General features: G+C 74.5%; 27 protein-coding genes and 1 riboswitch. Of the genes, 19 read left to right on the top strand and 8 right to left on the bottom strand.

The annotated features are described in order from the left end of the window. The coding region (locus tag J1M41_RS02160; RefSeq protein WP_206451045.1) for an MFS transporter at positions 1–1197 on the top strand (1197 nt) is incomplete at its 5' end. 214 nt (positions 1198–1411) lie between these two features. On the opposite strand, the gene J1M41_RS02155 is transcribed toward J1M41_RS02160, so the two are convergent. Continuing rightward, entirely contained in the window at positions 1412–1615 is a 204-nt protein-coding gene (locus J1M41_RS02155; protein WP_020628179.1) for a cold-shock protein, read from the bottom strand. Positions 1616–1853: 238 nt separating this feature from the next. Then, complete coding sequence (locus J1M41_RS02150) at positions 1854–2378, bottom strand: flavin reductase family protein (protein WP_044658827.1); 525 nt, start codon at positions 2376–2378, stop codon at positions 1854–1856. Positions 2379–2451: 73 nt separating this feature from the next. Beyond that, positions 2452–2571: riboswitch (SAM riboswitch) on the bottom strand. 192 nt (positions 2572–2763) lie between these two features. Here J1M41_RS02150 and J1M41_RS11970 point away from each other — a divergent pair. After that, positions 2764–3378: a hypothetical protein gene (locus J1M41_RS11970; protein WP_235281223.1), complete on the top strand. Its 615-nt coding sequence runs from the start codon at positions 2764–2766 to the stop codon at positions 3376–3378. 47 nt (positions 3379–3425) lie between these two features. Here J1M41_RS11970 and J1M41_RS02140 read toward each other — a convergent pair whose 3' ends face one another. After that, positions 3426–3794: an RNA-binding S4 domain-containing protein gene (locus tag J1M41_RS02140; protein ID WP_002855797.1), complete on the bottom strand. Its 369-nt coding sequence runs from the start codon at positions 3792–3794 to the stop codon at positions 3426–3428. A 10-nt stretch (positions 3795–3804) separates the two neighbouring features. Beyond that, positions 3805–5121, bottom strand: a complete 1317-nt coding sequence (gene hisD / locus J1M41_RS02135; RefSeq protein ID WP_163721032.1) for a histidinol dehydrogenase — start codon at positions 5119–5121, stop codon at positions 3805–3807. A 198-nt stretch (positions 5122–5319) separates the two neighbouring features. Between hisD and J1M41_RS02130 the strand changes: the two genes are divergently transcribed. Beyond that, on the top strand, positions 5320–6807 hold the full coding sequence (locus tag J1M41_RS02130; protein ID WP_342214050.1) for a mechanosensitive ion channel family protein: 1488 nt from the start codon (positions 5320–5322) through the stop codon (positions 6805–6807). Positions 6808–6823: 16 nt separating this feature from the next. Here the strand turns inward: J1M41_RS02130 and J1M41_RS02125 are convergent, their stop codons facing one another. Together J1M41_RS02125 and J1M41_RS02120 are read right to left on the bottom strand one after the other, a co-directional pair. Further along, positions 6824–7360: a universal stress protein gene (locus J1M41_RS02125; RefSeq protein ID WP_041102665.1), complete on the bottom strand. Its 537-nt coding sequence runs from the start codon at positions 7358–7360 to the stop codon at positions 6824–6826. Between the two features lie 72 nt (positions 7361–7432). After that, positions 7433–8248: an MBL fold metallo-hydrolase gene (locus tag J1M41_RS02120; RefSeq protein WP_135101208.1), complete on the bottom strand. Its 816-nt coding sequence runs from the start codon at positions 8246–8248 to the stop codon at positions 7433–7435. A 12-nt stretch (positions 8249–8260) separates the two neighbouring features. Between J1M41_RS02120 and J1M41_RS02115 the strand changes: the two genes are divergently transcribed. The 5 genes from J1M41_RS02115 to J1M41_RS02095 all read left to right on the top strand — a co-directional run bounded on the left by J1M41_RS02115 (position 8261) and on the right by J1M41_RS02095 (position 14610). Beyond that, positions 8261–9412, top strand: a complete 1152-nt coding sequence (locus tag J1M41_RS02115; RefSeq protein ID WP_135101209.1) for a glutathione S-transferase family protein — start codon at positions 8261–8263, stop codon at positions 9410–9412. 200 nt (positions 9413–9612) lie between these two features. Beyond that, positions 9613–10380 (top strand): LamB/YcsF family protein, encoded by a 768-nt coding sequence (locus J1M41_RS02110; RefSeq protein WP_098094338.1) that lies wholly within the window; start codon positions 9613–9615, stop codon positions 10378–10380. Then, on the top strand, positions 10377–12137 hold the full coding sequence (locus J1M41_RS02105; RefSeq protein ID WP_206451044.1) for a carboxyltransferase domain-containing protein: 1761 nt from the start codon (positions 10377–10379) through the stop codon (positions 12135–12137). Before J1M41_RS02110 ends, J1M41_RS02105 begins: the two co-directional genes overlap by 4 nt. Then, on the top strand, positions 12134–13912 hold the full coding sequence (locus J1M41_RS02100; protein WP_206451043.1) for a biotin carboxylase N-terminal domain-containing protein: 1779 nt from the start codon (positions 12134–12136) through the stop codon (positions 13910–13912). The genes J1M41_RS02105 and J1M41_RS02100 overlap by 4 nt, the downstream gene beginning before the upstream one ends. Then, positions 13909–14610: a GntR family transcriptional regulator gene (locus J1M41_RS02095; protein ID WP_206451042.1), complete on the top strand. Its 702-nt coding sequence runs from the start codon at positions 13909–13911 to the stop codon at positions 14608–14610. The genes J1M41_RS02100 and J1M41_RS02095 overlap by 4 nt, the downstream gene beginning before the upstream one ends. Before the next feature lie 22 nt (positions 14611–14632). Here the strand turns inward: J1M41_RS02095 and J1M41_RS02090 are convergent, their stop codons facing one another. After that, positions 14633–15445 (bottom strand): putative hydro-lyase, encoded by an 813-nt coding sequence (locus tag J1M41_RS02090; RefSeq protein WP_192593662.1) that lies wholly within the window; start codon positions 15443–15445, stop codon positions 14633–14635. Further along, positions 15438–16721 carry an NRAMP family divalent metal transporter gene (locus tag J1M41_RS02085; RefSeq protein ID WP_206451041.1) on the bottom strand — a complete coding sequence of 428 codons (1284 nt, stop codon included), beginning with the start codon at positions 16719–16721 and terminating at the stop codon, positions 15438–15440. The genes J1M41_RS02090 and J1M41_RS02085 overlap by 8 nt, the downstream gene beginning before the upstream one ends. 169 nt (positions 16722–16890) lie before the next feature. Here J1M41_RS02085 and J1M41_RS02080 point away from each other — a divergent pair, with 169 nt between their 5' ends. The 11 genes from J1M41_RS02080 (at position 16891) to J1M41_RS02030 (ending at position 26290) form a co-directional block, all read left to right on the top strand. Continuing rightward, positions 16891–17646, top strand: a complete 756-nt coding sequence (locus tag J1M41_RS02080; protein WP_060973850.1) for a VIT1/CCC1 transporter family protein — start codon at positions 16891–16893, stop codon at positions 17644–17646. Between the two features lie 465 nt (positions 17647–18111). Beyond that, positions 18112–18348 (top strand): 50S ribosomal protein L28, encoded by a 237-nt coding sequence (gene rpmB / locus J1M41_RS02075; RefSeq protein ID WP_002858335.1) that lies wholly within the window; start codon positions 18112–18114, stop codon positions 18346–18348. A 1-nt stretch (position 18349) separates the two neighbouring features. Then, entirely contained in the window at positions 18350–18517 is a 168-nt protein-coding gene (gene rpmG, locus J1M41_RS02070; RefSeq protein ID WP_002858336.1) for a 50S ribosomal protein L33, read from the top strand. Between the two features lies 1 nt (position 18518). Then, positions 18519–18824 (top strand): 30S ribosomal protein S14, encoded by a 306-nt coding sequence (gene rpsN, locus J1M41_RS02065; protein WP_002858338.1) that lies wholly within the window; start codon positions 18519–18521, stop codon positions 18822–18824. 229 nt (positions 18825–19053) lie between these two features. Then, on the top strand, positions 19054–19335 hold the full coding sequence (locus J1M41_RS02060; protein WP_002858339.1) for an HU family DNA-binding protein: 282 nt from the start codon (positions 19054–19056) through the stop codon (positions 19333–19335). A gap of 157 nt (positions 19336–19492) precedes the next feature. After that, on the top strand, positions 19493–20188 hold the full coding sequence (locus J1M41_RS12195) for a hypothetical protein (RefSeq protein WP_206451040.1): 696 nt from the start codon (positions 19493–19495) through the stop codon (positions 20186–20188). Positions 20189–20298: 110 nt separating this feature from the next. After that, positions 20299–20982, top strand: a complete 684-nt coding sequence (locus J1M41_RS02050; protein WP_123244347.1) for a copper resistance CopC family protein — start codon at positions 20299–20301, stop codon at positions 20980–20982. 103 nt (positions 20983–21085) lie between these two features. After that, the gene (locus tag J1M41_RS02045; RefSeq protein WP_036316813.1) at positions 21086–21715 is read left to right on the top strand and encodes a copper chaperone PCu(A)C; all 630 of its coding nucleotides are present in this window, start codon (positions 21086–21088) and stop codon (positions 21713–21715) included. Continuing rightward, positions 21702–23114: a Dyp-type peroxidase gene (locus tag J1M41_RS02040; protein ID WP_206451039.1), complete on the top strand. Its 1413-nt coding sequence runs from the start codon at positions 21702–21704 to the stop codon at positions 23112–23114. The genes J1M41_RS02045 and J1M41_RS02040 overlap by 14 nt, the downstream gene beginning before the upstream one ends. Positions 23115–23187: 73 nt before the next feature. After that, positions 23188–25446, top strand: coding sequence for a cytochrome c oxidase assembly protein (locus tag J1M41_RS02035; protein ID WP_206451038.1), 2259 nt, complete (start codon positions 23188–23190; stop codon positions 25444–25446). After that, positions 25436–26290, top strand: a complete 855-nt coding sequence (locus J1M41_RS02030; RefSeq protein ID WP_206450381.1) for a hypothetical protein — start codon at positions 25436–25438, stop codon at positions 26288–26290. The genes J1M41_RS02035 and J1M41_RS02030 overlap by 11 nt, the downstream gene beginning before the upstream one ends. Positions 26291–26419 lie beyond the last annotated feature (129 nt).

The following is a 26419-nucleotide window of genomic DNA, read 5'->3' as shown; positions in this document are numbered from 1 at the left end:
CGCCGCCCCTCCGCGGCCCTGCTGTGGGTGCTGCTGGCGGCCATGGGCGCCGGGCCCCTGTTCAACTACGGCGTCTCCGCCTCCTCCACGGTCGTGATGGAGCGGCTCGACGTCACCTCGGGCCAGCTCGGCACCGTGATGACGGTCGTGTTCGCGGCGGCCGCCGTCACCTCCCTCGGCCTCGGCCGGGCCGCCGACCGCCTGTCCGCCCGCGCGCAGCTGAGCATCATCTTCGGCGGCACCGCCGCGGCGCTCGTGCTCGGCGCCGTCGCCCCGTCCCTGCCCGTGCTGTACGCGGCGGCCGCCGTCGCGGGCGTCACGCAGGCCATCTCCAACCCCACCACGAACCGGATCATCCGGACCGTGGTGCCGCCGGAGAGGCGCATCGGGTGGGTCGGGGTGAAGCAGTCCGGCGTCCAGGCGGCCCAGCTGGTCGGCGGCCTGTTCTTCCCGGCCGCGTCCCTCGCCCTGGGCTGGACGGGCGCCACGCTGGGGGCCGCGGTGCTCATCGGGGCGCTCTGGGTGCTCGCCCTGGTCGCCGCCCCGCCGCTGCCCGGGGCTCCGCCGCCGGCCACCGGCCCCGTCGGCGGTCGACGACGGCGGGACACCTCGCCTCTGCCGGCCACGGTCTGGTTCTTCGCGGCGATCGCATTCCTCACCGGCCTGGGCATGCAGGCCACGAACACATACCTGCCGCTGTTCGCCGTCGAGACGCTGGGGATGACGCTCGTGGCCGGCGGCGCCGCGGCGGCCGTGTCCGGGGTGGTGGGGGTGCTCTCCCGGATCGGGTGGAGTCGGCGGATGAGCTCCGGAGACCGGCCCACCACCCTGCTGACCGTGATCTGCCTGGGTGCCGTGGCCGGCGTCGTGGTGTTCCTCGCCGCGGACCTGCTGGACCTGCCGGCCCTGCTGTGGGTGGGCGCCGCGGTGCACGGCTTGACGGTGCTGGGCGCCAACGTGGTGATCAACGCGGGCCTGCTGAGCGAGGTGCCGGCCGAGCGGCTCGGCCGTGCGACCGGGGCGAACTCGATGGGCATGTACGCCGGCTTCGCCCTGGGCCCGCTGCTGATGGGCGTGCTGCGCGACGTCACGGGCGACTACCGGGCCGGCTTCGCGGTCGTCGCGGCCGGGTATCTGCTGGCCCTGGGCGTGGTGCTGCTGCTGCGTCGCCACGTGGGCCGGCGGGGCGCGGCCTGACGCGCAGGGCCAGGACGAGACCCACCGCGGAGGACCGCGCCTCAGCGACATCACCGCAGTGCAGCCCTGCGGTGATGTCGCAGCGCCGCGGTCGAACGGGCGTACGGCGGAGTGCGGCGCAGTGCGCGGGCGTGCGGGACGCACGGAAGCGCACACGACGACGCCCCCGGTCCATACGGACCGGGGGCGTCGGAAGCCGTGCGTCAGGCGAAGATCAGAGCTTCGTCACGTTGGCGGCCTGGAGGCCCTTGGGGCCGTCCTGGGTCTCGAACTCGACGCGGTCGTTCTCCTGGAGCTCCTTGAAGCCCCCGCCCTGGATGGCGGAGAAGTGCACGAACACGTCCGCGGAGTTGTCCTCGGGGGCGATGAAGCCGTAGCCCTTCTCAGCGTTGAACCACTTGACAGTACCGACAGCCATGATGGTGTCCTTTCGATGTGCCCCCGCGGTGCGGTGGCGGTGTTGGACCGCGGCCCGGATGTGGGACGCGGGTGAAGCGGCGAGACTGAACCGCTTGCCCAACACTCATCGACGCCGGCGATGCCGGGCTGACGAGCAGTGAAGATGGCGGGATACAGCTTGATCAACTTCAGGCTCCATCATTGCACGGATCTCGCCGACCGGGAACCAGGGGCCCGATTGTTCACCTGGAGTTCGCTCAGAGCGCGCGCAGGCCGTGGAAGAGATTGCGGTGCAGGGCGGCCGGGGGAGCGGCGTCCGTGTGATCCGCCAAGGCCGTCACCTCCAGCAGCACCACCGTGTGGTCGCCCGCCGGGACCTCGGCGTGCACCCGCGTCTCGAGCCAGAGCGAGGAGCCCCCGATCAGCAGGGCGTCGTGCGGGCTGCGGTGCACGTCGAGACCGGCGAAGCGGTCGCCCTCGCGGGCGGCCAGCTGACGGCACAGCGGCGTCTGGTCCGCCGCGAGCAGGGAGACGCCGATCGCCCCGGCCCGGCGCAGGCGCGGCCAGGTGCGGGAGCTGTTCTGTGCGGAGAAGGACACGAGGGCCGGCTCCCAGGAGATGCCCACGCCGAAGGACGAGGACACCATCACCTCGGGGACGTCGTCGGCGAGGCCCGCCAGCGCGACGACCCCGGTGGGGAATGCCGAGAGGCCGGAGCGGAGGTTGCCGAGGGACAGGTCGGTGTCCCACGCGGCGGTGTGGGGTTCGTGGGTCAGGGTCATGGCGCGCGTCCTCTTCCGATGACTGGCGCGGCTCCGCAGACGGCGGGAACGCGGATCGCCCGGATCCGCGGAGGCGCGGTACTTGCCCGTCGGGGTGTCCGAGGGGCCGAATCATCACCTGGAGCACCCCACTACTGCGTGAGAGGGTTGCCGTCCCGCCGGCCAGGGCCGTGAATGACGGGAACTCGTGATTCTGGGGATCAGCCTACGGAGGGGTCCGTGGGGTGGTCAAAGCGCGGCGGTCGCGCGGCGTCATCCGAGCTGCCCGATGTGATGCTTGACACACCGCGCATCGCCAGCCAGGATCAAGCCACTCGAGAGGGGGGCTCGAGACCGCAGCCCGCGGCCCCGCAATCGGTTCTCTGAGAGGGATCGGATCATGCGGATGGACATCGAGAAGAAGCGTGCGGCATTGTCGGCCGCCGTGGTCGTCGCGGCTCTCCTCGGTATCGCCATCTCGGGATGCTCCGCTTCCCCGGGCAGCGTCTCCTCCACCGCGAAGGCATCCACCGCTGCGGCGTCCTCCGTCACCGTGACGTCAGCGGCCCCCTCGGCAACCCGGTCGGCCTCCGCCACCGGTTCGTCCGCGTCGTCACCCGCCGGTGAAGAAGCACTCCCCGCCGCGCTGTTCGAGGAGGACGGGATGACGTTGGTCGAGTACACGCGCCGGCATCCGGATGCGGACCATCTCGACCCGGAGAAGGAGTCCGTCCTGGAGGAGGCGGTCGGGACGGGCACACAGCAGATCACCGTGGACGCTCAACAGGGTGCGGTCCTTCGGGTCATCGTGCTGTGTCCTTCGGATGCCACCGGTGAGACGGAGATCCTGACCTCACGGGGTGGCGGGGGAACGAAGACCTGGATGGCCGGATCGGAGGCGCTGTGCGGCGGCTGGTCGGCGGCGACTCCCCCCGTGGATGAGGCGGGGCCGATGACGTTCACCGTCACGGTGGACAACGACAAGCCGTTCCGGATGGTGCTGACCGCACCCTCCGCATGAGGCCGCCATCACGACGGCGGATGACGGCGCGGGGAGGACGGAGGCGCTCAGCGTCGGTCGCGGCCGCGCAGCGCGTCCAGCTGCCGGCGGTCCCGTTTGGTGGGCCGGCCCGCGCCCCGCTCGCGGTACGGCACCGCGAGCAGCTCACGCGGCACGGGCGGCGGGGAGTGGTCCACGTACTGCTGCCGGGCCACGGGGGCGCCCACCCGCTTGGCGATCAGCCCCGTGACCTCCAGGATCCGCTCGCGTCCGTCCTGGCGCACCCGCACCCGGTTCCCGACGACGACGGGCGTCGCCGCCTTCACGGGCTCGCCGTCGATGCGCACGTGGCCTGCGCGCACGGCCGCCGTGGCCGCCGACCTGGTCTTGTACAGCCGCACGGCCCACAGCCACGCGTCGATGCGGACGCCGCTCACGCCCGCCCCCTCACGCGAAGCGGGCGCGGATCGCGGCGCCGTGCGCGGGCAGGCGCTCGTCCTCGGCCAGCACGCCGATCCCGTCCGCGACCTCCTTGAGCCCGGTCTCCGTGTAGCGGATGCGCTGCTGCAGGCGCAGGAACGTCACCGTGTTCAGACCGGAGGAGTGCCGGGCCGTCCCCGAGGTGGGGAGCACATGGTTGGACCCGGCCGAGTAGTCGCCCAGCGGCACGGGGGCGTGCGGGCCCACGAACACGGCGCCGGCGTTGCGGATGCGCCCCACGAGGGCCTCGGGGTCGCGCGTCTGGATCTCGAGGTGCTCGGTGGCGTAGCGGTCGGAGACCTCCACGGCCTGGTCCATGTCCCGCACCAGCAGCACGCCGGACTGGGGGCCGGTGAGGGCCTCGCGGATCTGATCCTCGTGGAACGCCCCGGGCACCTGCGCCTCGATCGCCGCCTGCACGTCCCGGAGCAGGTCCTCGGAATCGGTGATGAGCACGGAGGCGGCCAGCGGGTCGTGCTCGGACTGGCTGATCAGGTCCGCGGCCACCCAGTCGGCGCGGGCGGTGCCGTCCGCGATCACGGCGATCTCGCTCGGCCCGGCCTCGGCGTCCACGCCGATCACGCCCTGGAGCGCGCGCTTGGCGGCGGCCACGTACACGTTGCCGGGCCCCGTCACCAGGTCGACGGGCGCGCAGAGCCACCCGCCGTCGTCGTCCTGGACGCCGTGCGCCAGCATGGCCACGGCCTGGGCGCCGCCGGCCGCGTAGACCTCGTCCACGCCCAGCAGCGCGCACGCGGCGAGCACGGTGGGGTGGGGCAGGCCGCCGTGGTCCCGCTGCGGGGGTGAGGTCACCGCGAGGCTCCCCACGCCGGCGGCCTGCGCGGGCACCACGTTCATCACCACCGAGGAGGGGTACACGGCGCGGCCGCCGGGCACGTACAGGCCCACGCGGCCCACGGGGGTCCAGTGGTTCTCCACGACGGCGCCCTCGCCGAGCTCGACCGTGGAGTCCTGGGGGTGCTGGGCGTCGTGCACGAGCCGGGCCCGGTGGATCGACTCCTCCAGGGCGGCGCGCACCCGCGGGTCGAGCCCGGCCAGGGCGGCCTCGAGCGCCTCCGCGGGCACGCGCAGGGCCGGCGGACGGACACCGTCGAACCGCTCGGCCAGCTCCAGCAGGGTCTGCTCGCCGCCGTGGCGGACCCGCTCGATGATCGGGGCGACCACCGGCACCACGGAGGACACGTCCACGTTCGCCCGCGGGATGATGCGGGACAGGTCCGCGGTGGCGGTGTCGAGTGGGCGCAGGTCGGTGACGGAGAGCACGGATTCCTCCAGAGGGGCGGCGGCGGGCCGGCGGGACGGGGCGCGACGACGGCCGGGCCCGGACCGCGCGGACGGTCAGGCTCCATTGTGCTCTTCTCCGGGGTGCGTCCGGGGGCGGGTGTCAGACTGTCGTCATGGTCCTCCCCGTCCTGCCCGCCCTCGCGACCCGTCCTGGACCGCCTCCTAGCGGGCGAGACCGTGCCGTCCGGGGTGGAGGGGGACATCCAGGACGGGGCGGCCGCCACCACGCGGGCCTTCGGCGTGGAATGGGGGACGCTGCTGACCGTGCTGATGGCGTTCGCCATCGGCGCGGCGGTCGTGTACCTGGCCCTGCAGGTGGCACGCGTCGTGCTCGTGCGCCGCCCCGCGTTCCAACACGGCGCCGCGCGGCTGAGCCTGCCGGCCGCCGTCGCCGCCGGCCTGCTGGCCTCCCGGATCTGGCTCGGGGTCATGGCCGAGGAGCAGACCTGGTACCGGCCGGCGTCGTTCCTCTTGCTCATCGCCGTGGCCGCGGCGGGCGCATGGGCCGCGTGGCGCCTGGTCGGCGTGATCGAGGAGGGGATCCTCGGCCGCTACCAGGAGACCGGCGTCGAGCACCGCCGCGAGCGACGCATCCGCACGCAGACCATCCTGATCCGGCGCATCCTCAACGCGGTGATCGTGGTGGTGGCCGTCGCCGTGGTCCTGCTGGGGGTGCCCGAGGTGCGCTCGCTCGGGGCCGGCCTGCTCGCCTCCGCCGGTGTGATCTCGGTGATCGCCGGCCTGGCCGTGCAGTCCACGCTGACCAACGTGTTCGCCGGATTCCAGCTCGCCTTCACGGACGCGATCCGGGTGGGCGACGTGGTGGACATGGAGGGCGTGTTCGGCATCGTCGAGGAGATCACCCTGTCCAACGTGGTGCTCAAGCTCTGGGACGGCCGCCGCATGGTCTACCCGTCCTCGCACTTCACCACCCAGCCGTTCGAGAACTGGACGCGGGTGGGCGCCGAGGTCTCCGGCGTCGTGGAGCTGGACGTGGACTGGCGCGTGCCCATGGACGCGCTGCGCGCACGACTCACCCAGCTGCTCGAGTCCACGGACCTGTGGGACGGGCGCGAGCACGCGCTGCAGGTGACCGACGCGACCGGCGGCGTCGTGCGCATCCGCGCCGTGGTCTCCGCCCGCAACTCCGGCGACCTCTGGGACCTGCGCTGCCTCGTGCGCGAGGACCTCGTGGCCTTCCTGCGCCACGAGCACCCCGAGGGCATCGTGGTGCAGCGCATGGTGGACCGGCACCCCGCCCACGACGACGCGGCGCCCGCCTCCGAGGGATCCGACGCGGGGGCCCGCGGTGGCGACCGGACGGGTGAGCCGGGCCCGGACGGCTCCGGGGTGGCGGCCCGCGAGCCGCGCCCGCGCACCGCGCCGCTGCCGCGCGTCGACGGCGCCGATCCACGCCCGGACACCCTCACCACACCGCTGACCCGCGTGGGTGACCACTCCGGCCTGTACACCGGCTCGATGACGGCGGTGCAGCGCAACCGCGAACTCGACGGCCCGGGCGAGGAGGCGTTCGCCGAGCGGCGCGCGCAGCAGGCCAAGCAGGCGGCGGCGGACGAGGCCGGGCGGCGCAGCGGCGCCGGCTCCCACACGGACGGCCTCCTCGACGACGCCGTCACGCGCCGCCGTCAGGACGACGAGGACTGAGGCCCGGCGGGAGCGCTCAGCGCTCGAGCGTCGGGTCCCCGGGATCGACGGGCGTGAGCCGACGCCGCTCGGCCATCGGCTCGGACGCGGGCAGGCCGTGGGTGCCCGGGTCCGTCTCGGCGACGTGGCTCACGGCCTCGGGCGTGTGGTCCCCGTACTGCCGGTACTCCTTCACGCACAGCACGGGCTGATCGATCTCCTGCAGCAGCTCGTCCGAGACCGATCCCATGACGAACCGGCCGAAGCCGCCGCGGCGGCGCACGCCGATGACCACGATGGACGGGTCCAGCTCCGCGGCGACGTCCTTCATCTCCTCCACCGTGGACCGGCCGCGCGCGTACTGGCGGAACTCGGCCGTCACGCCGGAGGCGTCCAACCGGGCCTGCACGCCGCGCTGCTGCTCCTCCGTGACGAGGGACTTGGTGCGGTGCTCGCCGCCGGGGCCCGCATTGACCACCACCACGCGCTCGCCGGTGGAGCGGGCGATGTCCAGGGCGGTGTCCAGAGCGGCGTCCGCGGCCTTCGAGGGGGCGTAGCCGACGAGGATGGTCATGGGGTGCCTCCGCGGGGTCGAGGGACGGGTCTGAGGTCAGCGTAGTGGGGGCCGGGCCCGCGGCGGAGGGGCTCAGCCCTCGCGCAGGTGGCGCAGGTGCGCGGCCACCGTCTGGACGGCCACGCGGGCCACGGTGCCGGTGAGGCCGGGGTAGATGCGCGGGGCCAGGTCCTCGGGCGTGATCGTCGCCGCCTCGGTCTCGGGCAACGCGCCCAGGGCGGCGCGGATCTGCTCCAGGCGGCCCTCGCGGTGGTGCCGGTAGTCGCGGGCGACGACGTCGAGCGGCTCCGGCACGGGCCCGTGCGCGGGCAGCACCGTGAGCGGGCCCGCCGCCTCGAGGCGGCGCAGGCTGGCCAGGTAGTCGGTGAGGGTGCCGTCCGGGTGGTCGAGCATGGTGGTGCCCGAGCCGAGGATGGTGTCGCCCGTGATGACCGCTCCGTGCGCGCCCGCGTCCGGGACGGCGAACGAGTAGGAGTCCGAGGTGTGGCCCGGGGTGTGCCACGCCAGCATCGGGGTGCCGGCGGCGTCGATCCGCTCGTCCGGCGTCAGGACGGCGGCCCCGCCACGGCACCAGTCCGGGTCCGCGGCGCGCACGGGGGCGCCCGTGGCCGCGTGGAACGCGTCCACCCCGCCGGTGTGGTCGGCGTGCCGGTGCGTCACCAGGATGAGCGCGATCCGGCGCCCCTCGGCCGCCGCGCGGACGCGCTCGAGGTGGGCGGCGACGTCGTCCTCCGGGCCCGGGTCCACCACGACGGCCGCGTCCGAGTCCGGTGCGGCGACCACGTACGTGTTGGTGCCCGCGAGGGTCATCGGGGAGGGGTTCTGGGCGGTCACGCAGCGCACCAGCGGGGCGGGCGTGGAGCCGGGCGTGGCGGTGGTCGTCGTCATAGGCTCGAGTGTATGGAGAACCAGCAGACCGGCCAGGCCGCGGACCGCGGCACCATCGACTCGCGCGAGGGGCTCAAGGGCAACTACGTGCAGTCCGGGGCGGAGTTCACGCGGGACACGAACTACATCGCGGACCGGATCGTGGCGGACCCGGAGGCCGTGCGGGCCCTGCCCGTGGCCGAGCCGTCCACGGTCGGTCGCGTGGGCGGCGGGCTCACCGAGGGGGCCGAGGCGTGGCCCGTCGAGGCGGGCCGCTACCGGCTCGTGGCGGCGCGGGCGTGCCCGTGGGCGAACCGGACGATCATCGTGCGGCGCCTGCTCGGCCTGGAGGACGCGATCTCGCTGGGCACCCCGGGGCCGACCCACGACGAGCGTTCCTGGACCTTCGACCTCGACGAGGGCGGGAAGGACCCCGTGCTCGGCACCGAGCGGATCCAGGAGAACTACTTCACGCGGTTCCCCGACTACCCGCGGGGCATCACGGTGCCGGCGATCGTGGACGTGCCGACGGGCGGCGTCGTGACCAACGACTACCCGCAGATCACCCTCGACCTCTCGACGGAGTGGACCGCGTTCCACCGCGACGGCGCCCCGCAGCTGATCCCCGACGCCGGGCCGGAGCGGGACGAGATGTTCGAGGTGATCGAGCGCGTGTTCACCGAGGTGAACAACGGCGTGTACCGGTGCGGCTTCGCGGGGTCCCAGGAGGCGTACGACGCCGCGTACGAGCGGCTGTGGACCGCGATGGACTGGCTCGAGGAGCGCCTGACGACGCGCCGCTTCCTGATGGGGGAGCGGATCACCGAGGCCGACGTGCGGCTGTTCACCACGCTGGTGCGGTTCGACCCCGTGTACCACGGGCACTTCAAGTGCAACCGGAACAAGCTGACCGAGATGCCGGCGCTGTGGGGCTACGCGCGCGACCTGTTCCAGACCCCGGGCTTCGGTGACACGATCGACTTCGCGCAGATCAAGGAGCACTACTACGTGGTGCACGAGGACATCAACCCGACGGGCATCGTGCCCGCCGGCCCGGAGCTGGCGAGCTGGCTGAGCGAGCACGGGCGTGAGGCGTTCGGCGGGGACCCGTGGGGCGGCGGCACCGCACCCGGGCCCGTGCGCGAGGGCGAGCGCGTGGACCCGGAGCACACGCCGCTGCGGTGAGGTCGCCCGGCCCGGCCCGCAACGCGGGTTGAGTTATCGCGGGTCCCGGGCTGGGACACCCGCGACAACTCAACCCGCGTTGCCGAGTGGACCGGGTGAGCGTCAGAAGGGCGCGCCGAGGATTGTTGAACAATCCCCCCTCATGCCTCAAGATTGTGTGACCGGCACCTCAGCCGGGCCCGATCCGAGAGGACTGCACCGTGTCTCACGCGCCGCAGATCGACCTGAACTCCGACGTCGGCGAGTCCTTCGGCTCGTGGACGATGGGGGACGACGCCGCCATCATGCCCTCCGTCTCCTCCGCCAACGTCGCGTGCGGCTTCCACGCGGGCGATCCCTCGGGGATCGCCCAGACCTGCCGTGACGCGGTCGCCGCCGGCGTCACGATCGGCGCGCACGTGGGCTACCGCGACCTCGCCGGCTTCGGCCGCCGCTTCCTGGACTGCACGCCCACCGAGCTGGCCGACGACGTCCTCTACCAGATCGGCGCCCTCGACGCGCTCGCCCGCGCGGCCGGCGGCCGGGTCCGCTACGTGAAGCCGCACGGCGCCCTCTACAACACGATCGTCCGTCACGAGGCGCACGCCCAGGCCGTCGTCGACGGCGTCAAGGCGTTCGGCTCCGACCTCCCGCTGCTGCTCCTGCCCGGCTCCGTCGCCCTGGACAAGGCGGCCGCCGCGGGGCTGCGCGGCGTCGCCGAGGCCTTCGCGGACCGCGGCTACAACCCGGACGGCACACTCGTCTCCCGCCGCGAGCCCGGCGCGGTCCTCCACGACGAGGACGACGTCGCCGCCCGCATGGTGCGCCTGGCAACCGAGGGCGTCGTCGCAGCGGTGGACGGCACGGACGTGCGCGTCGACGCCGAGAGCATCTGCCTGCACGGCGACACGCCCGGCGCCGTGGCCATGGCCGCGGCCGTGCGCCGCGCGCTCGAGGGCGCGGGCGTGTCCATCAAGGCCTTCGCATGAGCGCCCCACATCACCCCGCCGCCGAGCCGCCGGCCCGCCCGATCCGCTGGGTCGGCACGCAGGGCTTCCTCATCGAGTGCGCCTCGCTCGAGGACGTCATGGCCGTCCACGCCCACCTCACGGCCCACCCGGAACACGGCCAGCGCCAGGTCATGGCCGCCGCCGCGACCGTCCTGGTGACCTTCACCTCGCAGGCCGCCGCCGAGCACGCCGCACCGCGGGTCAGCACTCTCACCCCCGACGCCGGTGAGGTGACGGGGGGTCGGATCGTCGAGATCCCCGTGGTCTACGACGGCGAAGACCTCGCCGAGGTCGGCCGGCTCACCGGGCTCGGCGTCGACGGCGTCATCCGGGCCCACAGCGAGGCCGACTGGTTCGCCGCGTTCGGCGGCTTCGCGCCGGGGTTCATGTACTGCGCCTCCGAAGCGGCCCCGTTCGAGGCGCCCCGCCGCAGCTCGCCCCGCACGGCCGTCCCCGCGGGCGCCGTCGCCGTCGCCGGGGCCTTCTCCGCCGTCTACCCGCGCACCTCGCCCGGCGGCTGGCAGCTCCTCGGGCACACCACCGCGGCCCTGTGGGACCTCGGCCGCGAGCAGCCCGCCCTGCTGCAGCCCGGCGACCGTGTCCGCTACGTCCCCGTGCGCCCGACGGCGTCCGTCACCTCCGGCACGGACGCGGCGGTCGACGCCACCCCGCCCGCCGACGCCGCGGCCGGCCTCCCGTCCGTGGCCGGCCGCCGCGGCGTCACCGTCGTGGACCCGGGGCTCCTGACCCTGGTCCAGGACCTGGGCCGCCCGGGCCTGGGCGACCTCGGCGTCGTCGCGTCCGGCGCGGCCGACCGGGACGCGGCACGCCAGGCGAACCGGCTCGTGGGCAACCGCTCACGCGAGGCGGTGCTGGAGACCGTCCTGGGCGGCCTCACCCTCGCCGCGCACGGCCACCAGGTGATGGCCCTGGCCGGCGCCGAGGCCGGCGGGACGATCACCGCGGCCGACGGCGCCACGCGCCGGGTGCCCGCCCGCACGCCGTTCGTCGTGCTGGACGGCCAGACGCTGACGGTGGACGAGCCGGTCGGCGGCCTGCGCGTGTACGTGGGCCTCCGGGGCGGGATCGACGTGCCGCCCGTGCTCGGCAGCCGCTCGACCGACACCCTGTCCGGGCTCGGCCCCGCCCCGCTGACGGCGGGGGACCGCCTCGCCCGCCGCGTCGGCCCGGATGCGAGGGGCGCCGCCGGCGCCTCCGCCGCGAGCCCGACCGCCGCCGGCGCCCCCGCCTCGGCGGAGGCCGGCGTCGCGACGGTGGGGGACCCGGAGACCTCGCTGCGCCCCATGCCCGCGCCCGGCCAGGTGGCCGTGCTGCGCGTGGTCCCCGGCCCCCGCGACGACTGGTTCGGCGAGGCGGGCCTGGAGCGCCTGTTCACGCAGGACTGGGACGTGAGCCAGCAGACCGACCGGATCGGGGTGCGCCTCACGGCCCCCGACGACGGCGCGCCGCTCGAGCGCGTGCGGGAGGGCGAGCTGAAGTCCGAGGGCGCCGTGCGCGGCGCGCTGCAGGTGCCGCCCTCGGGTGAGCCCGTCCTGTTCCTCTCCGACCATCCGGTCACCGGCGGCTACCCGGTGATCGGCGTCGTGGCCCGCGCGGACCTCAGCCTGGCGGCCCAGCTGCCGCCGGGCGCCCGCGTCCGCTTCGTCCCCCATCCCCGCCCCGGCGCCGAGACCGTCGTCGACTCCGCATCGCCCTCCGAGGAGACCCCCGCATGACCACCACCCCCGCCGCCCGCCCCGTCACGCGGGTGCTCATCGCCAACCGCGGCGAGATCGCCGTGCGCGTGGCCCGCGCCGCCCGCGACCACGGCATCGCCTCGATCGCCGTCTACTCGGATCCGGACGCCGACGCCCTGCACGTGGCCGTCGCGGACGAGGCCTTCCACCTGCCGGGCGCGTCCTCGGCGGACACCTACCTGACGATCGACGCGGTCCTCGACGTCGCCCGCCGCGCCGGCGCCGACGCCGTGCACCCGGGCTACGGCTTCCTCTCCGAGAACGCCGACTTCGCGCAGGCCGTGATCGACGCCGGGATGACCTGGATCGGCCCGTCGCCGGACGCCATCCGCACCCTCGGCGACAAGATCACCGCCCGCTCCCTCGCCCAGCAGGCGGGCGCCCCGCTCGTGCCGGGTTCGGACGGCCCCGTGCCGGACGCCGCCGCCGCGCGCGCGTTCGCCGAGGAGCACGGCCTGCCGATCGCCATCAAGGCGGCCTTCGGCGGCGGCGGCCGCGGCATCCGCGTGGTGCGCGAGCTCGGCGACGTCGAGGACGCGTTCGAGGCGACCGTCCGCGAGGCCGTGGCCGCGTTCGGCCGCGGCGAGTGCTTCGTGGAGCGCTTCCTGGACCGCCCCCGCCACGTGGAGGCCCAGGTCCTCGCCGACGAGCACGGCCACGTGGCCGTGCTCGGCACCCGCGACTGCTCCCTGCAGCGCCGCAACCAGAAGCTCGTGGAGGAGGCCCCGGCGCCGTTCCTCACGGACGAGCAGCGCGAGCGCATCCACACCTCCGCCCGCGAGATCTGCCGCGCCGCCGGGTACACCGGGGCCGGCACGGTCGAGTACCTCGTGGCCCCGGACGGCCTCATCAGCTTCCTGGAGGTCAACACCCGCCTGCAGGTGGAGCATCCCGTCACCGAGGAGGTCTTCGGCGTGGACCTGGTGCGCGAGCAGTTCCGCGTCGCCGCCGGCGAGCCGCTGAGCATCCCGGAGGACCCGACGCCGCGCGGCCACGCCCTCGAGTTCCGCCTCAACGCCGAGGACCCGGCGTACGGCTTCCTGCCCGTGCCCGGTCCGATCGACGCGTTCGAGGCCCCCACCGGCCCCGGGGTCCGCATGGACTCGGGCGTCCGCACCGGCTCCGTGGTGCCGGGCGAGTACGACTCCCTGCTCGCCAAGCTCATCGTGTGGGGCGAGGACCGCGCCCAGGCCGTCGCCCGCGCCCGCGACGCCCTGGCCGAGCTGCGCATCGACGGCGTGCCCACCGTGGTGCCGTTCCACCGCGCCGTGCTCGAGCAGGACGCCTTCACCTCGGGGGACCGCCTCGGCGTCTACACCACGTGGATCGAGTCCGAGTTCGCCGAGCCGCTGGCCGAGTCCCCCTACCTGGGCGCCGAGGTGCCCGCCGGCGGCCGCACCGCCGTCACCGTCGAGCTGGACGGCCGCGCCGTGCGCCTGGGCCTGCCCGCCGATCTCTACGCGGCCCTCCTCGGAGGCGGCGGCGCGGGTGCCGCGGCCCCGGCCGGCGCTGCCGCAGGCGCCGGGAAGGCCGACGACGACGGCGCCGTGGCCTCGCCGGTCACCGGCACCCTGGCCTCGTGGAAGGTCGAGGACGGCGCCGAGGTGGCCGAGGGTGACACGGTCGCGATCGTGGAGGCGATGAAGATGGAGACGCCGATCCGTGCCCCGCGTGCGGGCCGGATCCAGCTCCTCGTGGCCGAGACCCCGGCCTCGGTGACGCGCGGCCAGGCGATCGCCCGGCTGGGGGCGTGAGGGTGCCGGCGCGCGGCGGTGTCACCGGGGAGGACCTCGCGCCCGGCGTCGGTGGCGGGGAGTCCGCCCCGGCTCCCGTGGCCGCGGCCGCGCAGCTGCGGCAGCGGATCGCGGCGGCCGGGCTCGTGCCGGGGGAGCGGCTGGGGGAGGTGGCGCTGGCCGCCGAGCTCCAGGTCAGCCGCAACAGCCTGCGCGAGGCGTTCACCATGCTGGCCTCGGAGGGCCTCGTGGAGCGCCGGCCGCACCGCGGGGTGTTCGTGGCGGCGCCGGGTCCGGAGGACGTGCGCGGGCTGTACCGCACGCGTCGGGTGATCCAGCTCGGCGCCCTCGAGCACGGAGAGCTCACCCCCGGCGCGGCGCGCCACCTGCGCTGTGCCCAGGACCTGCTCTCGGGCGGCCCGGACACCCCCGCGCGGATCCTGGGCGACGCCAACCATCGCGTCCACGTCGGCATCGTGGACCTTGCCGGCGCCCCCGAGCTCACGCGGCTCATGGCGTCGGTGCAGGCCCGCGTGCGCCTGGCGTTCCATCCCATGGACGAGCAGACGCGCCTGCACGTGCTGTTCGCGGACCGCAACCGGTGGATCGTGGAGCGGCTGCTGGCCGGCGACCTGCCCGCGGTGCACGCCGTGTTCGGCGGCTACCTGGACGAGGCGGAGCACTTCGTCCTGGCGCACCTCGCCGCCGCGGGGGACTGACCGCCTCCCCGGGCCCGGGCGGTCACGGGACCTGGAACATCCGGTCCGGCAGGTCCGTGAGGAGCATGTGCCCGGGCGCGTGCGTGATGGCCAGCGGCGGGCAGGACTCCATGATCGCCGCCTGCGGCGTCACCCCGCACGCCCAGAACACGGGCAGGTGGCCCTGCGGGACCTCGACGGCGTCGCCGAAGTCCGGTGCCGACAGGTCCGTGATCCCGAGGCCGGCCGGGTCGCCCACGTGCACGGGCGCGCCGTGCACCGCGGGGTAGCGGGAGGTGATGCGCACGGCGTCGGCCACGCGGTCGGCGGGGATGGGGCGCATCGAGACCACGAGCGGGCCCGAGAGGCGGCCCGCCGAGGCGCAGCGCCGCGTCGTGCGGTACATCGGCACGTTCACGCCGGCGTCCTGGTGGGCCATCCGGATGCCCTCGGCCACCAGGGCGGACTCGAAGGTGAACGAGCAGCCGATCACGAACGTCACGAGGTCGTCCCGCCACACGTCGAGCAGATCCGTGGGGCGGTCCGTCTCCACGCCGTCGCGGTACACCACGTACTGCGGCACGTCCGTGCGGACGTCGCCGTCCAGTGCGGGGCCGTTGACCTCGCCGGCCTCGAACACGCCGAGCAGCGGCAGGGCCTTGGGGTTGCGCTGGGCGAAGAGCAGGACGTCGTAGGCGTGGTCCTGCGGGATTGAGACGAGGTTCGCCTGCGCGTAGCCGTCGGCGATCCCCGAGGTCGGCCGCACGAGCCCCGCGCGGAAGCGCTCGCGGGCCTGCGCGGGGGTCGTGGCGCCGTCCAGCGGCGGCAGCGGCGTCGTCGTGGTCATCTCAGGCACCGGTGATCATCTTGACCATGGGGATGAACCCGCGCACCGCGATGAACACGGAGACGATCCACGCCAGCGCGCCCATCACGAGCAGCCACGTCGGGTAGCGGTAGCCGTCCAGCAGGTCGCGGCGGCGCCAGGCCACGTACAGGAGGGCGGCGAAGCCGACCGGCAGGATCATGCCGTTGAACGCGCCGGCGAACACGAGCAGCGTCTGCGGGGCCTGGCGCAGCGCCAGGTAGAGGGCGGTGCAGACCACGATGAAGGCGACCGTCAGCAGGTTGCGGGTGCGGGCGCTCGTGGTGGAGCGGGTGACGAAGCTGATCGAGGTGTACGACGCGCCGATCACGGAGGTCACGGCGGCGGCCCACAGGACGATGCCGAACATGCGCAGGCCGATGTCGCCGGCGGCGGCCTGGAAGGCGGAGGCGGCCAGGTTGTCCTTGGACAGGACCGCACCCGAGGCGACGACGCCGAGGATCGCCAGGAACAGGAGAGCGCGCATCAGGCCGGTCACGAGGATCGACGCCACGGAGCTGCGGGTGATGTCCTGGACGTCGTCCACGCCCTTCACTCCGGAGTCGATCATGCGGTGGGCGCCCGCGTAGGTGATGTACCCGCCGATGGTGCCGCCCACGAGGGTGACGATCACGAAGAAGTCGACCTTCTCCGGCATCACGGACTGGCGCAGGGCCTCGCCCACGGGCGGGGCGGAGGTGATGGCCACGTACAGCATCAGCAGGATCATGACGGCGCCGAGCGCCACCACGATCCGGTCCAGGGCCACGCCGGCGCGCTTGGAGAGGAAGATCAACAGCGCGATGAGCGCGGAGACGCCGCCGCCGATCAGGGGGTCGACGCCGAGCATGGCGTTCGCGCCGAGGCCGGTGCCGGCGATGTTGCCGATGTTGAAGACCATGCCGCCGAGGAACACGAGCGCGGCGAGGAGCCAGCCGAGGCCGGGCAGGACGCGGTTCGCCAGCTCCTGGGCGCGCATGCCGGAGACGCCGATGACGCGCCACACGTTCATCTGGACGGCGATGTCGATGAGGATCGAGACCAGGATGGCGAACGCGAACGCGGCGCCCATCCGGACGGTGAACGTGGCGGTCTGCGTGATGAAGCCGGGGCCGATGGCCGAGGTGGCCATGAGGAACATGGCGCCGAGCAGTGCGGTGCGCCGGGTGGCGCTCGCGGCACGGGAGTCCGTCTTCGGTGCGGTGCCCGAGGGGGTCGAGCCGTCCGGCCCGGCGTGGGGGATGTCTGCGTGGGACACGGTGGTCACCTTAGTCGAGGGCGCCGGGCGAGGTGACGGGCGTCACGAGGCGCTGGGGGAGACGGTAGCTGTTGTTGAACAATCCTGGCAACAGCGAGACCGGGTGTCGTGGCGTCCCCGTCCGAAGGACCGCCTCACCTGCCTGGCGCGCCCCGCCCCGCGCCGCGAGCATGGAGACATGTCGCACACGTCTGAACAGTCCTCGCCCCTGACCGATCAGGTCCCGCCGGGCGGTCCCGACGAGCCGCACGCCGCCGGCGGCGTGCATGCCCGCCTCAACTGGCTCCGGGCGGGCGTGCTCGGCGCCAACGACGGCATCGTGTCCGTCGCGGCCACCGTCGTCGGTGTCGCCGGTGCGACGACGGCGCTCACCCCGATCCTGCTGGCCGGCGCCGCCGCCGTGGTCGGCGGCGCCTTCTCCATGGCGCTGGGCGAGTACGTGTCCGTCTCCTCGTCCTCCGACTCGCAGAAGTCGCTGATCGCCAAGGAGCGCCGTGAGCTCGAGGAGGATCCCGAGGGCGAGCTGGAGGAGCTCGTGCAGCTCTACGAGGCGGACGGCCTGAGCCGGGCCACGGCCGAGGCCGCCGCGCGGGAGCTCACCGAGAAGGACGCGCTCGCCGCGCATCTGCGCATGGAGCTGGGCATGGCGGAGGAGGACGTCGTCAGCCCGTGGGCCGCCGCCGGAGCGTCCTTCCTCGCGTTCCTCGTGGGCGCGCTGCTGCCCTTCCTGACGGTCGTCCTGGCGCCGGTGGGCCTCCGCGTCCCGTTCACGTTCGGCGTCACCCTCGTGGCCCTCGCCGTCACCGGCTGGGTCGGGGCCCGGCTCGGCGACGCGCCCGCGCTGCGGGCGGCCGTGCGCGTCGTCCTCGGCGGCGCCCTGGCGCTCGGCCTGACCTTCGCGGTGGGCTCGCTGCTGGGGGCGTCGGTCGCCTGATCCGCGCCGGAGGGGTGGGCCGGCCCGGCGCCCGTGGCCGCGCCGTGGCGCGCGCGGAGCGGTCCTGGAAGCCGAGGACCGTGCGCATACCACAGGCGCCCCCCGTCGAGTTGAAGCGACGCCCACGGTTCGCGTAAGATAGAACGGCGCACGCCGCGTTGTTCTCGTCGTTCCATCGGTCAGGTGACCGAGCGGACGGCGGGTCGGAAAAGCAACGCGCTCCCGCAGACCGGATCCCGGGACGCCCTCAGGGCGGACCGGGGCTCACCGTCCACACCAGCGATCCCATAAGGAACTTCGGTTGGCTCTCACCCAGCCTGGTCCACCTTTTCGAGAAGTCGCAGTAAGAGTGCGGTGTCCACACCCGGGGCGGGGCTCACAACAGGTGTCCGCGGACAGGTCCGCGGCTCGCCGCCATGCGGGTTCCGCCCGTCCTTTTACTACTACTTGCCACGAGGAGTGATCATGGCAGCTCACTGCCAGGTAACCGGGGCTGGGCCGGGATTCGGCCACAGCATCTCCCACTCGCACCGTCGCACCAAGCGCCGGTTCGACCCGAACATCCAGAAGAAGACCTACTGGGTCCCCTCCCTGCGCCGCAACGTCACGCTGACGCTGTCCGCCAAGGGCATCAAGACCATCGACGTGCGCGGGATCGACGCCGTCGTGGCGGACCTGATCGCGAAGGGAGTGAAGCTCTGACATGGCCAAGGACAAGGACGTTCGTCCGATCATCAAGCTGAAGTCCACCGCCGGCACCGGGTTCACCTACGTGACCCGCAAGAACCGCCGGAACAACCCGGACCGCATCACCCTGAAGAAGTACGACCCGGTGGTCCGCAAGCACGTCGACTTCCGAGAGGAGCGCTGAGATGGCCAAGAAGTCCAAGATCGCCAAGAACGAGCAGCGCAAGGCCATCGTGGCCCGTTACGCCGAGAAGCGTCTCGAGCTGCGCAAGACCCTCGTGGACCCGAACGCGTCGGACGAGGCCCGCGAGGCCGCCCGCCTGGGCCTGCAGAAGCTGCCCCGCGACGCCTCCCCGGTCCGCGTGCGCAACCGCGACGCCATCGACGGTCGCCCCCGCGGCACCTTCCAGCGCTTCGGCATCTCCCGCGTGCGCTTCCGCGACATGGCGCACCGTGGCGAGCTGCCCGGCGTGACCAAGTCCTCCTGGTGACCTGAGGCCCGGTCTCCGGGCGCTCGGCACCACCGCGACGGCGGCGTCCCTCCTCAGGAGGGGCGCCGCCGTCGTCGTGCCTCGGGGATCAGGGCCGCCCGGGTCACGGGAAATCGCGGATTCTCGCGGTTCAGGGGGCGATTCGCCCGCGGAGAGGTGGTACGTTCACAACTGGCAGCCCGGTCCGAACGGCCCGGGAACCGTAACCGACGTCCCATAGGGAGGACCCATGGCCATGAACCGCAAGGAACTCGTCGCCGCCGTCGCCGAGCGCTCCGGCAACACCCAGGCCGCCGTCAGCGATGTGCTGGACGCCCTCTTCGAGGTGTTCACCGCCCAGGTCAAGAAGGGCGAGAAGGTCTCGATCCCGGGCTGGCTGGCCGTGGAGCGCACCGAGCGCAAGGAGCGCACCGGCCGCAACCCGCGCACCGGCGAGGAGATCACCATCCCGGCCGGCCACTCCGTGAAGGTGACCGCCGGCTCCAAGCTCAAGGCCGCCGCCTCCGAGTGATCCCGGTCGCGGTGCGGGTCCCCGGACCCACGCCGCACGCCGCGGGACGGGCGTCGCACCCTCGGGTGGGGCGCCCGTCGTCGTCTGCGGGCGCGTAGGATGGGCGGACGATCGTCCGGCCGACGTGGGCCGGGGCCGTGCGGAGAGGAGTCGTGGCATGCGCAGCGCCGTCGCCGCCGCTCCGTGGGCCCCGTCCGGCCTCGAGGACGCCCCTCCGCGCGTCGTGCGTGGACCGGCCCGTCTGGCCCGGGGCTGGGCCGGGGCCCTGGCGATGACCGCCCTGGCCGCGCTGTTCCACACCGCCGCCGAGCCCGGTCACGGGTTCCCCGAGGTCGGCGTGGTCGCCTTCGCGGCCGTCCTCGCCGCCCCGCTCTGCACCGCCCTGGCGGGCCGCGCCCTCTCGCTGTGGCGCACCGCCGCCGCCGTCGCGATCGCCCAGGGGCTGTTCCACGTGCTCTACGGGCTCGCCGCCGGCGGACACGCCGTGGCGCCGGTCGCCGGCGTCGACCCGGCCCACCTCGGCCACGCCCATCCCGGCGCCGGGGCCCTCCTGGCACCGGGGGAGGCCCTGTCCGGCGCCCCCGCCGGCCACCTGACCGACCTGCGCATGCTCGCGGCCCACGTGATCGCCGCGGTCCTCACCGTGCTGGTGCTGCGGCGCGGTGAGGCCCTCGTGCTCGCCATCGCCGAACGCGTGGTGGCCGCCGTCTGCCCGCCGCCGGCCGCGCACGGCCCCCTGCCGACGCCGGCCCGCCTCCGTGTCCCCGTCCCGCCGGTGCTCCGGCCGGCGACGTCCCTCGCCCTCCTCAGCTCTCCGGGGCGGCGCGGCCCGCCGTTCGCCCTCGCGGCCTGAGGACGCCGGCTCCGTCCGCGTCTCGAGGCCCGACCGCGCCCGACGACCCTTCGGAACGGTCCGCCCGCGACTCCCGTCCGGGACCGCGGCAGACCCGTGAGGACACCACCATGCATCACCAGACCGCCCCTGTCCGCCGCGCCGCTCGCGCCGCCGCCGGACTCACCCTGCTGCCCGCCCTCGTCGTCGCCGGAGCCGCCCCCGCGGCCGCGCACGACGAGCTCATCCGCACCGCCCCCGCGGTCGGCGAGACGGCCACGACGGCGCCGTCGGAGGTCTCCCTGACCTTCAGCGGCGAGCTGATCGACGGCGAGGGCATCCAGAACCTCCTGCAGGTCCGCGACGCCGACGGCAACCAGTGGCAGTCCGCTGCCGGCACCGTGGACGGCCCCACCTTCTCCGCGCCGCTGTGCGAGGGGCTGCCCAACGGCGACTACGAGGTCGCCTACCGCGTCGTCTACTCGGACGGGCACTCCGAGGAGCGCTCGTTCGACTTCGCGGTGGACGACCCGGCCGCACCGGCCGCCGGCACCGCGCCCCAGGGCTGCGGCACCGCCGTCGCCGGGGCCTCGACCGCCGCCTCCCCGGAGGCCACGGCAGGTCAGGGCGACGCCGCCTCGGCCGAGGCGACCGCGCAGGCGGACGCCTCCGACGCCGCGCAGCCCGCGGACACCGACGCGCTGCCCGCCTGGGTGTGGGTCGCCGGCATCGCCGGCCTGGCCGTGCTCGTCGTGGCCTTCCTCCTGATGGGCCGCCGCGCCCGCGCACTCGGCCACCTCGACGACGGCCGCTGACCTCTGATCCCCGGTCGGCCCCCTGAGGGGGCCGGCCCCGCCCTCGCGCGCCCGAACGCCCCGCGCGTCGTCGCGCGCCCGCCTGACAAGGAACCCCACAGACGTGACCACCACCTCCCCCCGCGCCCCTCGCCGCCTCGGCGCCGCCGCCGTGCTCGCCGTCGCCGCCCTCGGCCTGACGGCCTGCGCCGGAGACGACGCCGGCTCCGCCCCGAGCGCGTCGGACGCCTCGAGCGTCGCGCCGGCCACGGACGCCGCCCCGGCCTCGGATGCCTCGCCGGCCGCGTCCACCGCGGACGGCCAGGCCGCCGGCCTCACGATCACCGACCCCTGGACGAAGGCCACCGAGGAGGGCATGACCGGCTCCTTCGGCATGCTCGAGAACTCCTCGGACCAGGACCTGCACATCGTCGGCGTCCGCTCGGAGCTGGGCGAGACGGTCGAGCTCCACGAGATGGTCTCCGGCGAGGACGGCCAGATGGTGATGCAGGAGAGCCCCGACGGCTTCACCGTGCCCGCGGGCGGGAGCCTCGAGCTCGCCCCGGGCGGCAACCACGTGATGTTCATGGGCCTGACCGACCCGATCGAGCCGGGTGAGGACGTGACCTACGACCTCGAGCTGGAGGACGGCTCCACCCTCGAGGTCACCTCCGTGGTCCGGCCCTTCACCGGCGCCAACGAGTCGTACCACGGCGGCGAGTCCCACGAATCGGAGGACCATGCCGACCACTGACCCCGCCGTCCGGCCGGACGACCACCACGGGTCGGGCGGGCGCGAGGGCGCCCGCCCGGCCCCGGGGGGCCCCTCCCGCCGCGGCCTGCTCCTCGGGGCGGGCGCGGTGGGCGGCGGCCTGCTGGGCACGGCGCTCGGCTACGGCGCCGGCCACGCGTCGGCCTCGACCGCCCCGGGCGCGTCCGCCGCGCCCGGGGCGGGGGCCTCACCCTCCGAGGTCATGGGCGACACCGGCATCGAGGGCGACGTCGGCCGGGCCGGCTGGGCCGAGCCCGGCGGCCAGGCCGCCCGGGTGGCCGTCAGCTCGCCCGTGGGCACGGACACCGTGCCGTTCCACGGGCCGCGCCAGGCCGGCGTCGACACCCCCGCCCAGGCCCACGCCGTCTTCCTCGCCTTCGACCTGCACGAGGACACGGGCCGGGTGCGCATCGAGCGGATGCTGCGCCTGCTCACCGACGACGCTGCGCGCCTGACCCAGGGCCGCGCCACGATCGCCGACACCGAGCCGGAGCTCGCCGCCGCCCCCGCGCGGCTCACCGTGACGTTCGGCTTCGGCCCGGAGCTCGTCCGCCGCGTGGCCCCGGACCGGGCCCCGGCCTGGCTGCGCCCGCTGCCGGCGTTCGAGCAGATCGACCGCCTGGACCCCGCGTTCAGCGACGGCGACCTGCTGCTGCAGATCTGCGGCGACGACCGGATGTCCGTGGCCCACGCCCGGCGCATGCTCCTCAAGGCGGCCCGGCCGTTCGCCACCGAGCGCTGGGTGCAGGAGGGCTTCCGCTCCGCCCGCGGCGCCCACCCCACCGGCACCACGATGCGCAACCTCTTCGGGCAGGTGGACGGCACCGGCAACCCGGCGGCGGGCACCCCGCACCTCGACCGCGTGGTGTGGGGCGTGGGCGCCGAGCAGGTGGGTGTCACCCCGTGGATCGCGGACGGCACGTCCGTGGTGATCCGGCGCATCGAGACGCTCATGGACACGTGGGACGAGCTCGACCGCCCGGCCAAGGAGAAGGTCATCGGCCGTCGCCTCGGCACCGGCGCCCCCCTCACGGGGGAGCAGGAGCACGACGAGCCGGACTTCGACGCCGTCGGCCCCACGGGCTTCCCGGTCATCTCGGACATCGCGCACCTGCGGCGGGCCCGCGGGGAGGAGCCCGAGTACGGGATGCTGCGCCGCGGCTACAACTACGATGACCCGCGCGGGGCGCTGGAGGCGGGCTCCGGCCTGATCTTCGCCGCCTACCAGGCGGACGTGGACCGCCAGTTCGTCCCCGTCCAGGCCCGGCTCGCGGAGTCGGACCACCTGAACCTGTGGACCGTGCCCGTCGGCTCGGCGGTCTTCGCGATCCCGCCCGGCTGCGCCGAGGGCGGGTTCGTGGGCGACGCCCTGTTCGCCTGACCCGGGGGCCCGACGACGGCGAGGCCGGCCCCACCGTCGTCGGGCGTCCGCATGCTTTGAGAGGATGGACCCCATGTCCGCCGCCACCGCCCCCGCCCGGGGCAGCCATCCCGCCGAGAACGACGACGCCGCCCGCCCCGGTCCGTCGGGGCCGGTCGGAGTGCCCCGGTGGATCTGGGTGCTCGTGGCCGCCGCGGGAGCCGCCGGCCTCGCCGCCGCCGGCTGGCTGACCGGCGTCACCGCCGCGCGCCAGCTCTCCGACCCGGGGTGGATCACCCGCTGGGGCGTGCCCGTGGGGGAGCTCGTCTCCAACGTGGCGATGTCCCTGACCATCGCCGCGCTGATCTTCGCGGCCGGGGTCCTGCCGCCCCACGCGGCGGGCACGGAACGGTGGCACCGCTCCGCCCGGCAGCGGCGCGAGGACGCGGACGCCGCACCGCTGCCCGAGCACCCCGCGTTCACCCGCGTGATGCGGATCGCCGCCGTCAGCGCCGGCGTGTGGACGGTGGCCGCGCTGGCCGTCGGCGTGCTGTCCTACTCGGATCTCGCCGGCATCCCCGTCACGGCGGGGCAGGGCTTCACGGACGGCCTGGCGGCCTACGTGGTCGGCATCTCGGTGGGCCAGGCATGGTTCTGGGTCACCGTGATCGCCGCCGTCGTGACCACGTTGGCGATCGCCGTCCGCTCCCACAACGGCCTGTTCTGGACCGGCATCCTGGCGATGCTCGCCCTCGTGCCCCTGGCCCTGATCGGGCACGCGGCGGGCGGTGACGACCACAACGGCGCCGTGAACTCGATCGGCCTGCACCTGCTCGGCGTCGTCGTGTGGGTGGGCGGACTGCTCGTGCTCGTCGCGATCTCGGACACCCTCGTGGGGCCCAACGGGGCGCAGGGGCGGGGCCGCAGCCTGCGCCGGCAGGGCCCGGCGCCCCTGCTGCACACGGTCCTGACCCGGTACTCCGTGCTCGCCGGGCTGGGCCTGGTCACGGTGGCGCTGTCCGGCGTGGTCAACGCGTCGATCCGCATGGACGATCCGGCCCAGCTGCTGAGCCCCTACGGCATCCTCGTGTCGGCCAAGTTCCTGGCGGCCCTGGGCCTCGGCCTGATCGGCCTGCTGCACCGCCGGTGGGTCATCCCCCGCCTCGACGCCGGCCCGGACCGTCCCAGCCCCGCCCCCGCGCGTCGCCTGCTGTGGCAGCTCATCGCCGTGGAGGCCGTGATCATGGGCGCCGTCATGGGCGTCTCCTCCGTGCTCTCCCGGACGGCCCCGCCCGTGCCGGAGGAGCTCGCGCCGGACGCCTCCCCGGCCCGCATCCTCACCGGCTACGAGCTGCCGCCGGCCCTCGAGGGCGCCCGGTGGATCACGATGTGGCGGTTCGACTGGCTGTGGGTCGCGATCATCGCGTTCCTGACCCTCTGGTACCTGCGCTCCGTGTGGCAGCTGCGCCGCCGCGGCGACCGCTGGCCCGTGCTGCGCACCGTCGCGTGGCTCGCGGGCCTGGCCGTGCTGCTGTGGGCGACCTCCGGGTCCCCGGCCGTGTACGGCCGCGTCCTGTTCAGCGCGCACATGGTGGGCCACATGACGCTGACGATGCTCAGCCCCGTCTTCCTCGTCCTGGGCGCGCCGATCACCCTGGCGCTGCGGGCCCTGCCGTCCCGCACGGACGGGACGCGCGGCCCGCGCGAGTGGATCCTGTGGATCGTGCACTCCCCGTGGGGGCGGTTCATCACGAACCCGATCGTGGCGGGGGTCAACTTCGCCGGCTCGATCCTGGTGTTCTACTACACGGACTTCTTCCGGTTCTCGCTGGAGACCCACGTGGGCCACGAGTTCATGAACGTCCACTTCCTGCTGACCGGGTTCCTGTTCGCCCTGGTCATGATCGGCTCGGATCCGCTGCCGCGCCGGCCCCCGTACGCCCTGCGGCTCGTGCTGCTGATGGCCACGATGATCTTCCACGCCTTCATCGGCGTCGCCATGACCTCCTCCACCGGCCTGATGCAGGCGTCCTGGTTCGGCAACATGGGCCGCGACTGGGGCCCCACCGCCCTCGAGGACCAGCGCATCGGCGGCGCGGTGATGTGGGGCATCGGCGAGTTCCCCACCGTGATGATGGCGGTGATGGTGGCCGTGCTCTGGTATCGCAGCGACCGCAAGAACGCGGTCCGGCTGGACCGGCAGGCCGACCGCGACGGCGACGCGGAGCTGCGCCGCTGGAACGAGATGTACGCCCGCATGCACGGCACCCCGGTCACCGACGCCCCGAGCGGCGCCGAGCCCGTGGCCCGTGACTCCTCCACCGGCCCCGAGGAGGCCCGTGATGTCCGCTGACCTCCTCCCTCCCCTCGGCCGCCCGGCCGCGCCCCGGCGTGGTCGGCTGCGCCTCGCGGCCGCCGTCGCCGCCGGCCTGCTGGCCCTGACGGGCTGCAGGGCCGGGGACGGCGATCCGGCCGCCGCGTCCGCGCCCGCGGACGGAGTCCACGGCGACGCCGGCACCGCGGCGCCCACGGAGTCGGCGGCCCCGGAGGGGCTCGGCCTGGGCGACCGTCAGGACGAGCGCATGGCGCAGGCCGCGGCCGAGCGTGCGGCCACGTTCGGCTTCGTCCGGCAGCGGGCCGCCACGGCGGAGGAGATCGACGCGGCCCGCGAGGACTCCCGGGACCGGCGCGCGGACGCGGACCGGACCACCGTGCAGCCGGCGCAGTGCAAGGCGCCGCTGACCGCCCTGGACTTCTCCCCGATCGCCCTAGACGAGGCCGAGGCCACGCGCGTGGACGTCGGCGCCGACACCTTCACGGGCACGGGCACCGTGGAGGTCGCCCGGCTCACGGGCCAGGGCCGCCAGGACGTCGAGCGGCACCTCCAGACCGTCAACGCCCTGCGCGCCGACTGCCGCGAGATGACCATGACCGTGCAGGAGGGGGACGCGACCGTCGACTACCGCCTCGAGGTCTCCGACGCGCCGCTGTCCGACGGCACGCCTGCGCAGTCCGCCCTCGTGTGGGAGCGGACCGTGGCCTCGGAGTCCGAGCCCCAGCTCACGGCCCAGGTGCTCACCGCCGTCACCTCCGACGCCGTGGTGATGGTCTCCTTCGTGGGCCGGCCCGAGGCCGGGCGCAAGGAGTTCACCCTCATCGCCGAGGAGATGCTGGCCGCCGCCCTGGCCGCCGACTGAGCCGGACCCGCCCGGCGGCGTCGTCTTTCCCCTGTGACGCCGCCGGCGTCCGCTCACGGCTGACGCGTCCGGGGCGTGCGTCATGATGGTGGGCATGACCGCACCGCAGACCCCGAACCCCGCCCCGTC

The organism is Micrococcus sp. KRD096, assembly GCF_017168495.1.
Classification (GTDB): Bacteria; Actinomycetota; Actinomycetes; order Actinomycetales; family Micrococcaceae; genus Micrococcus; species Micrococcus luteus.
Note: the sequence above shows the minus strand (reverse complement) of the source record. Positions and strands in the feature narration are given on the sequence as shown.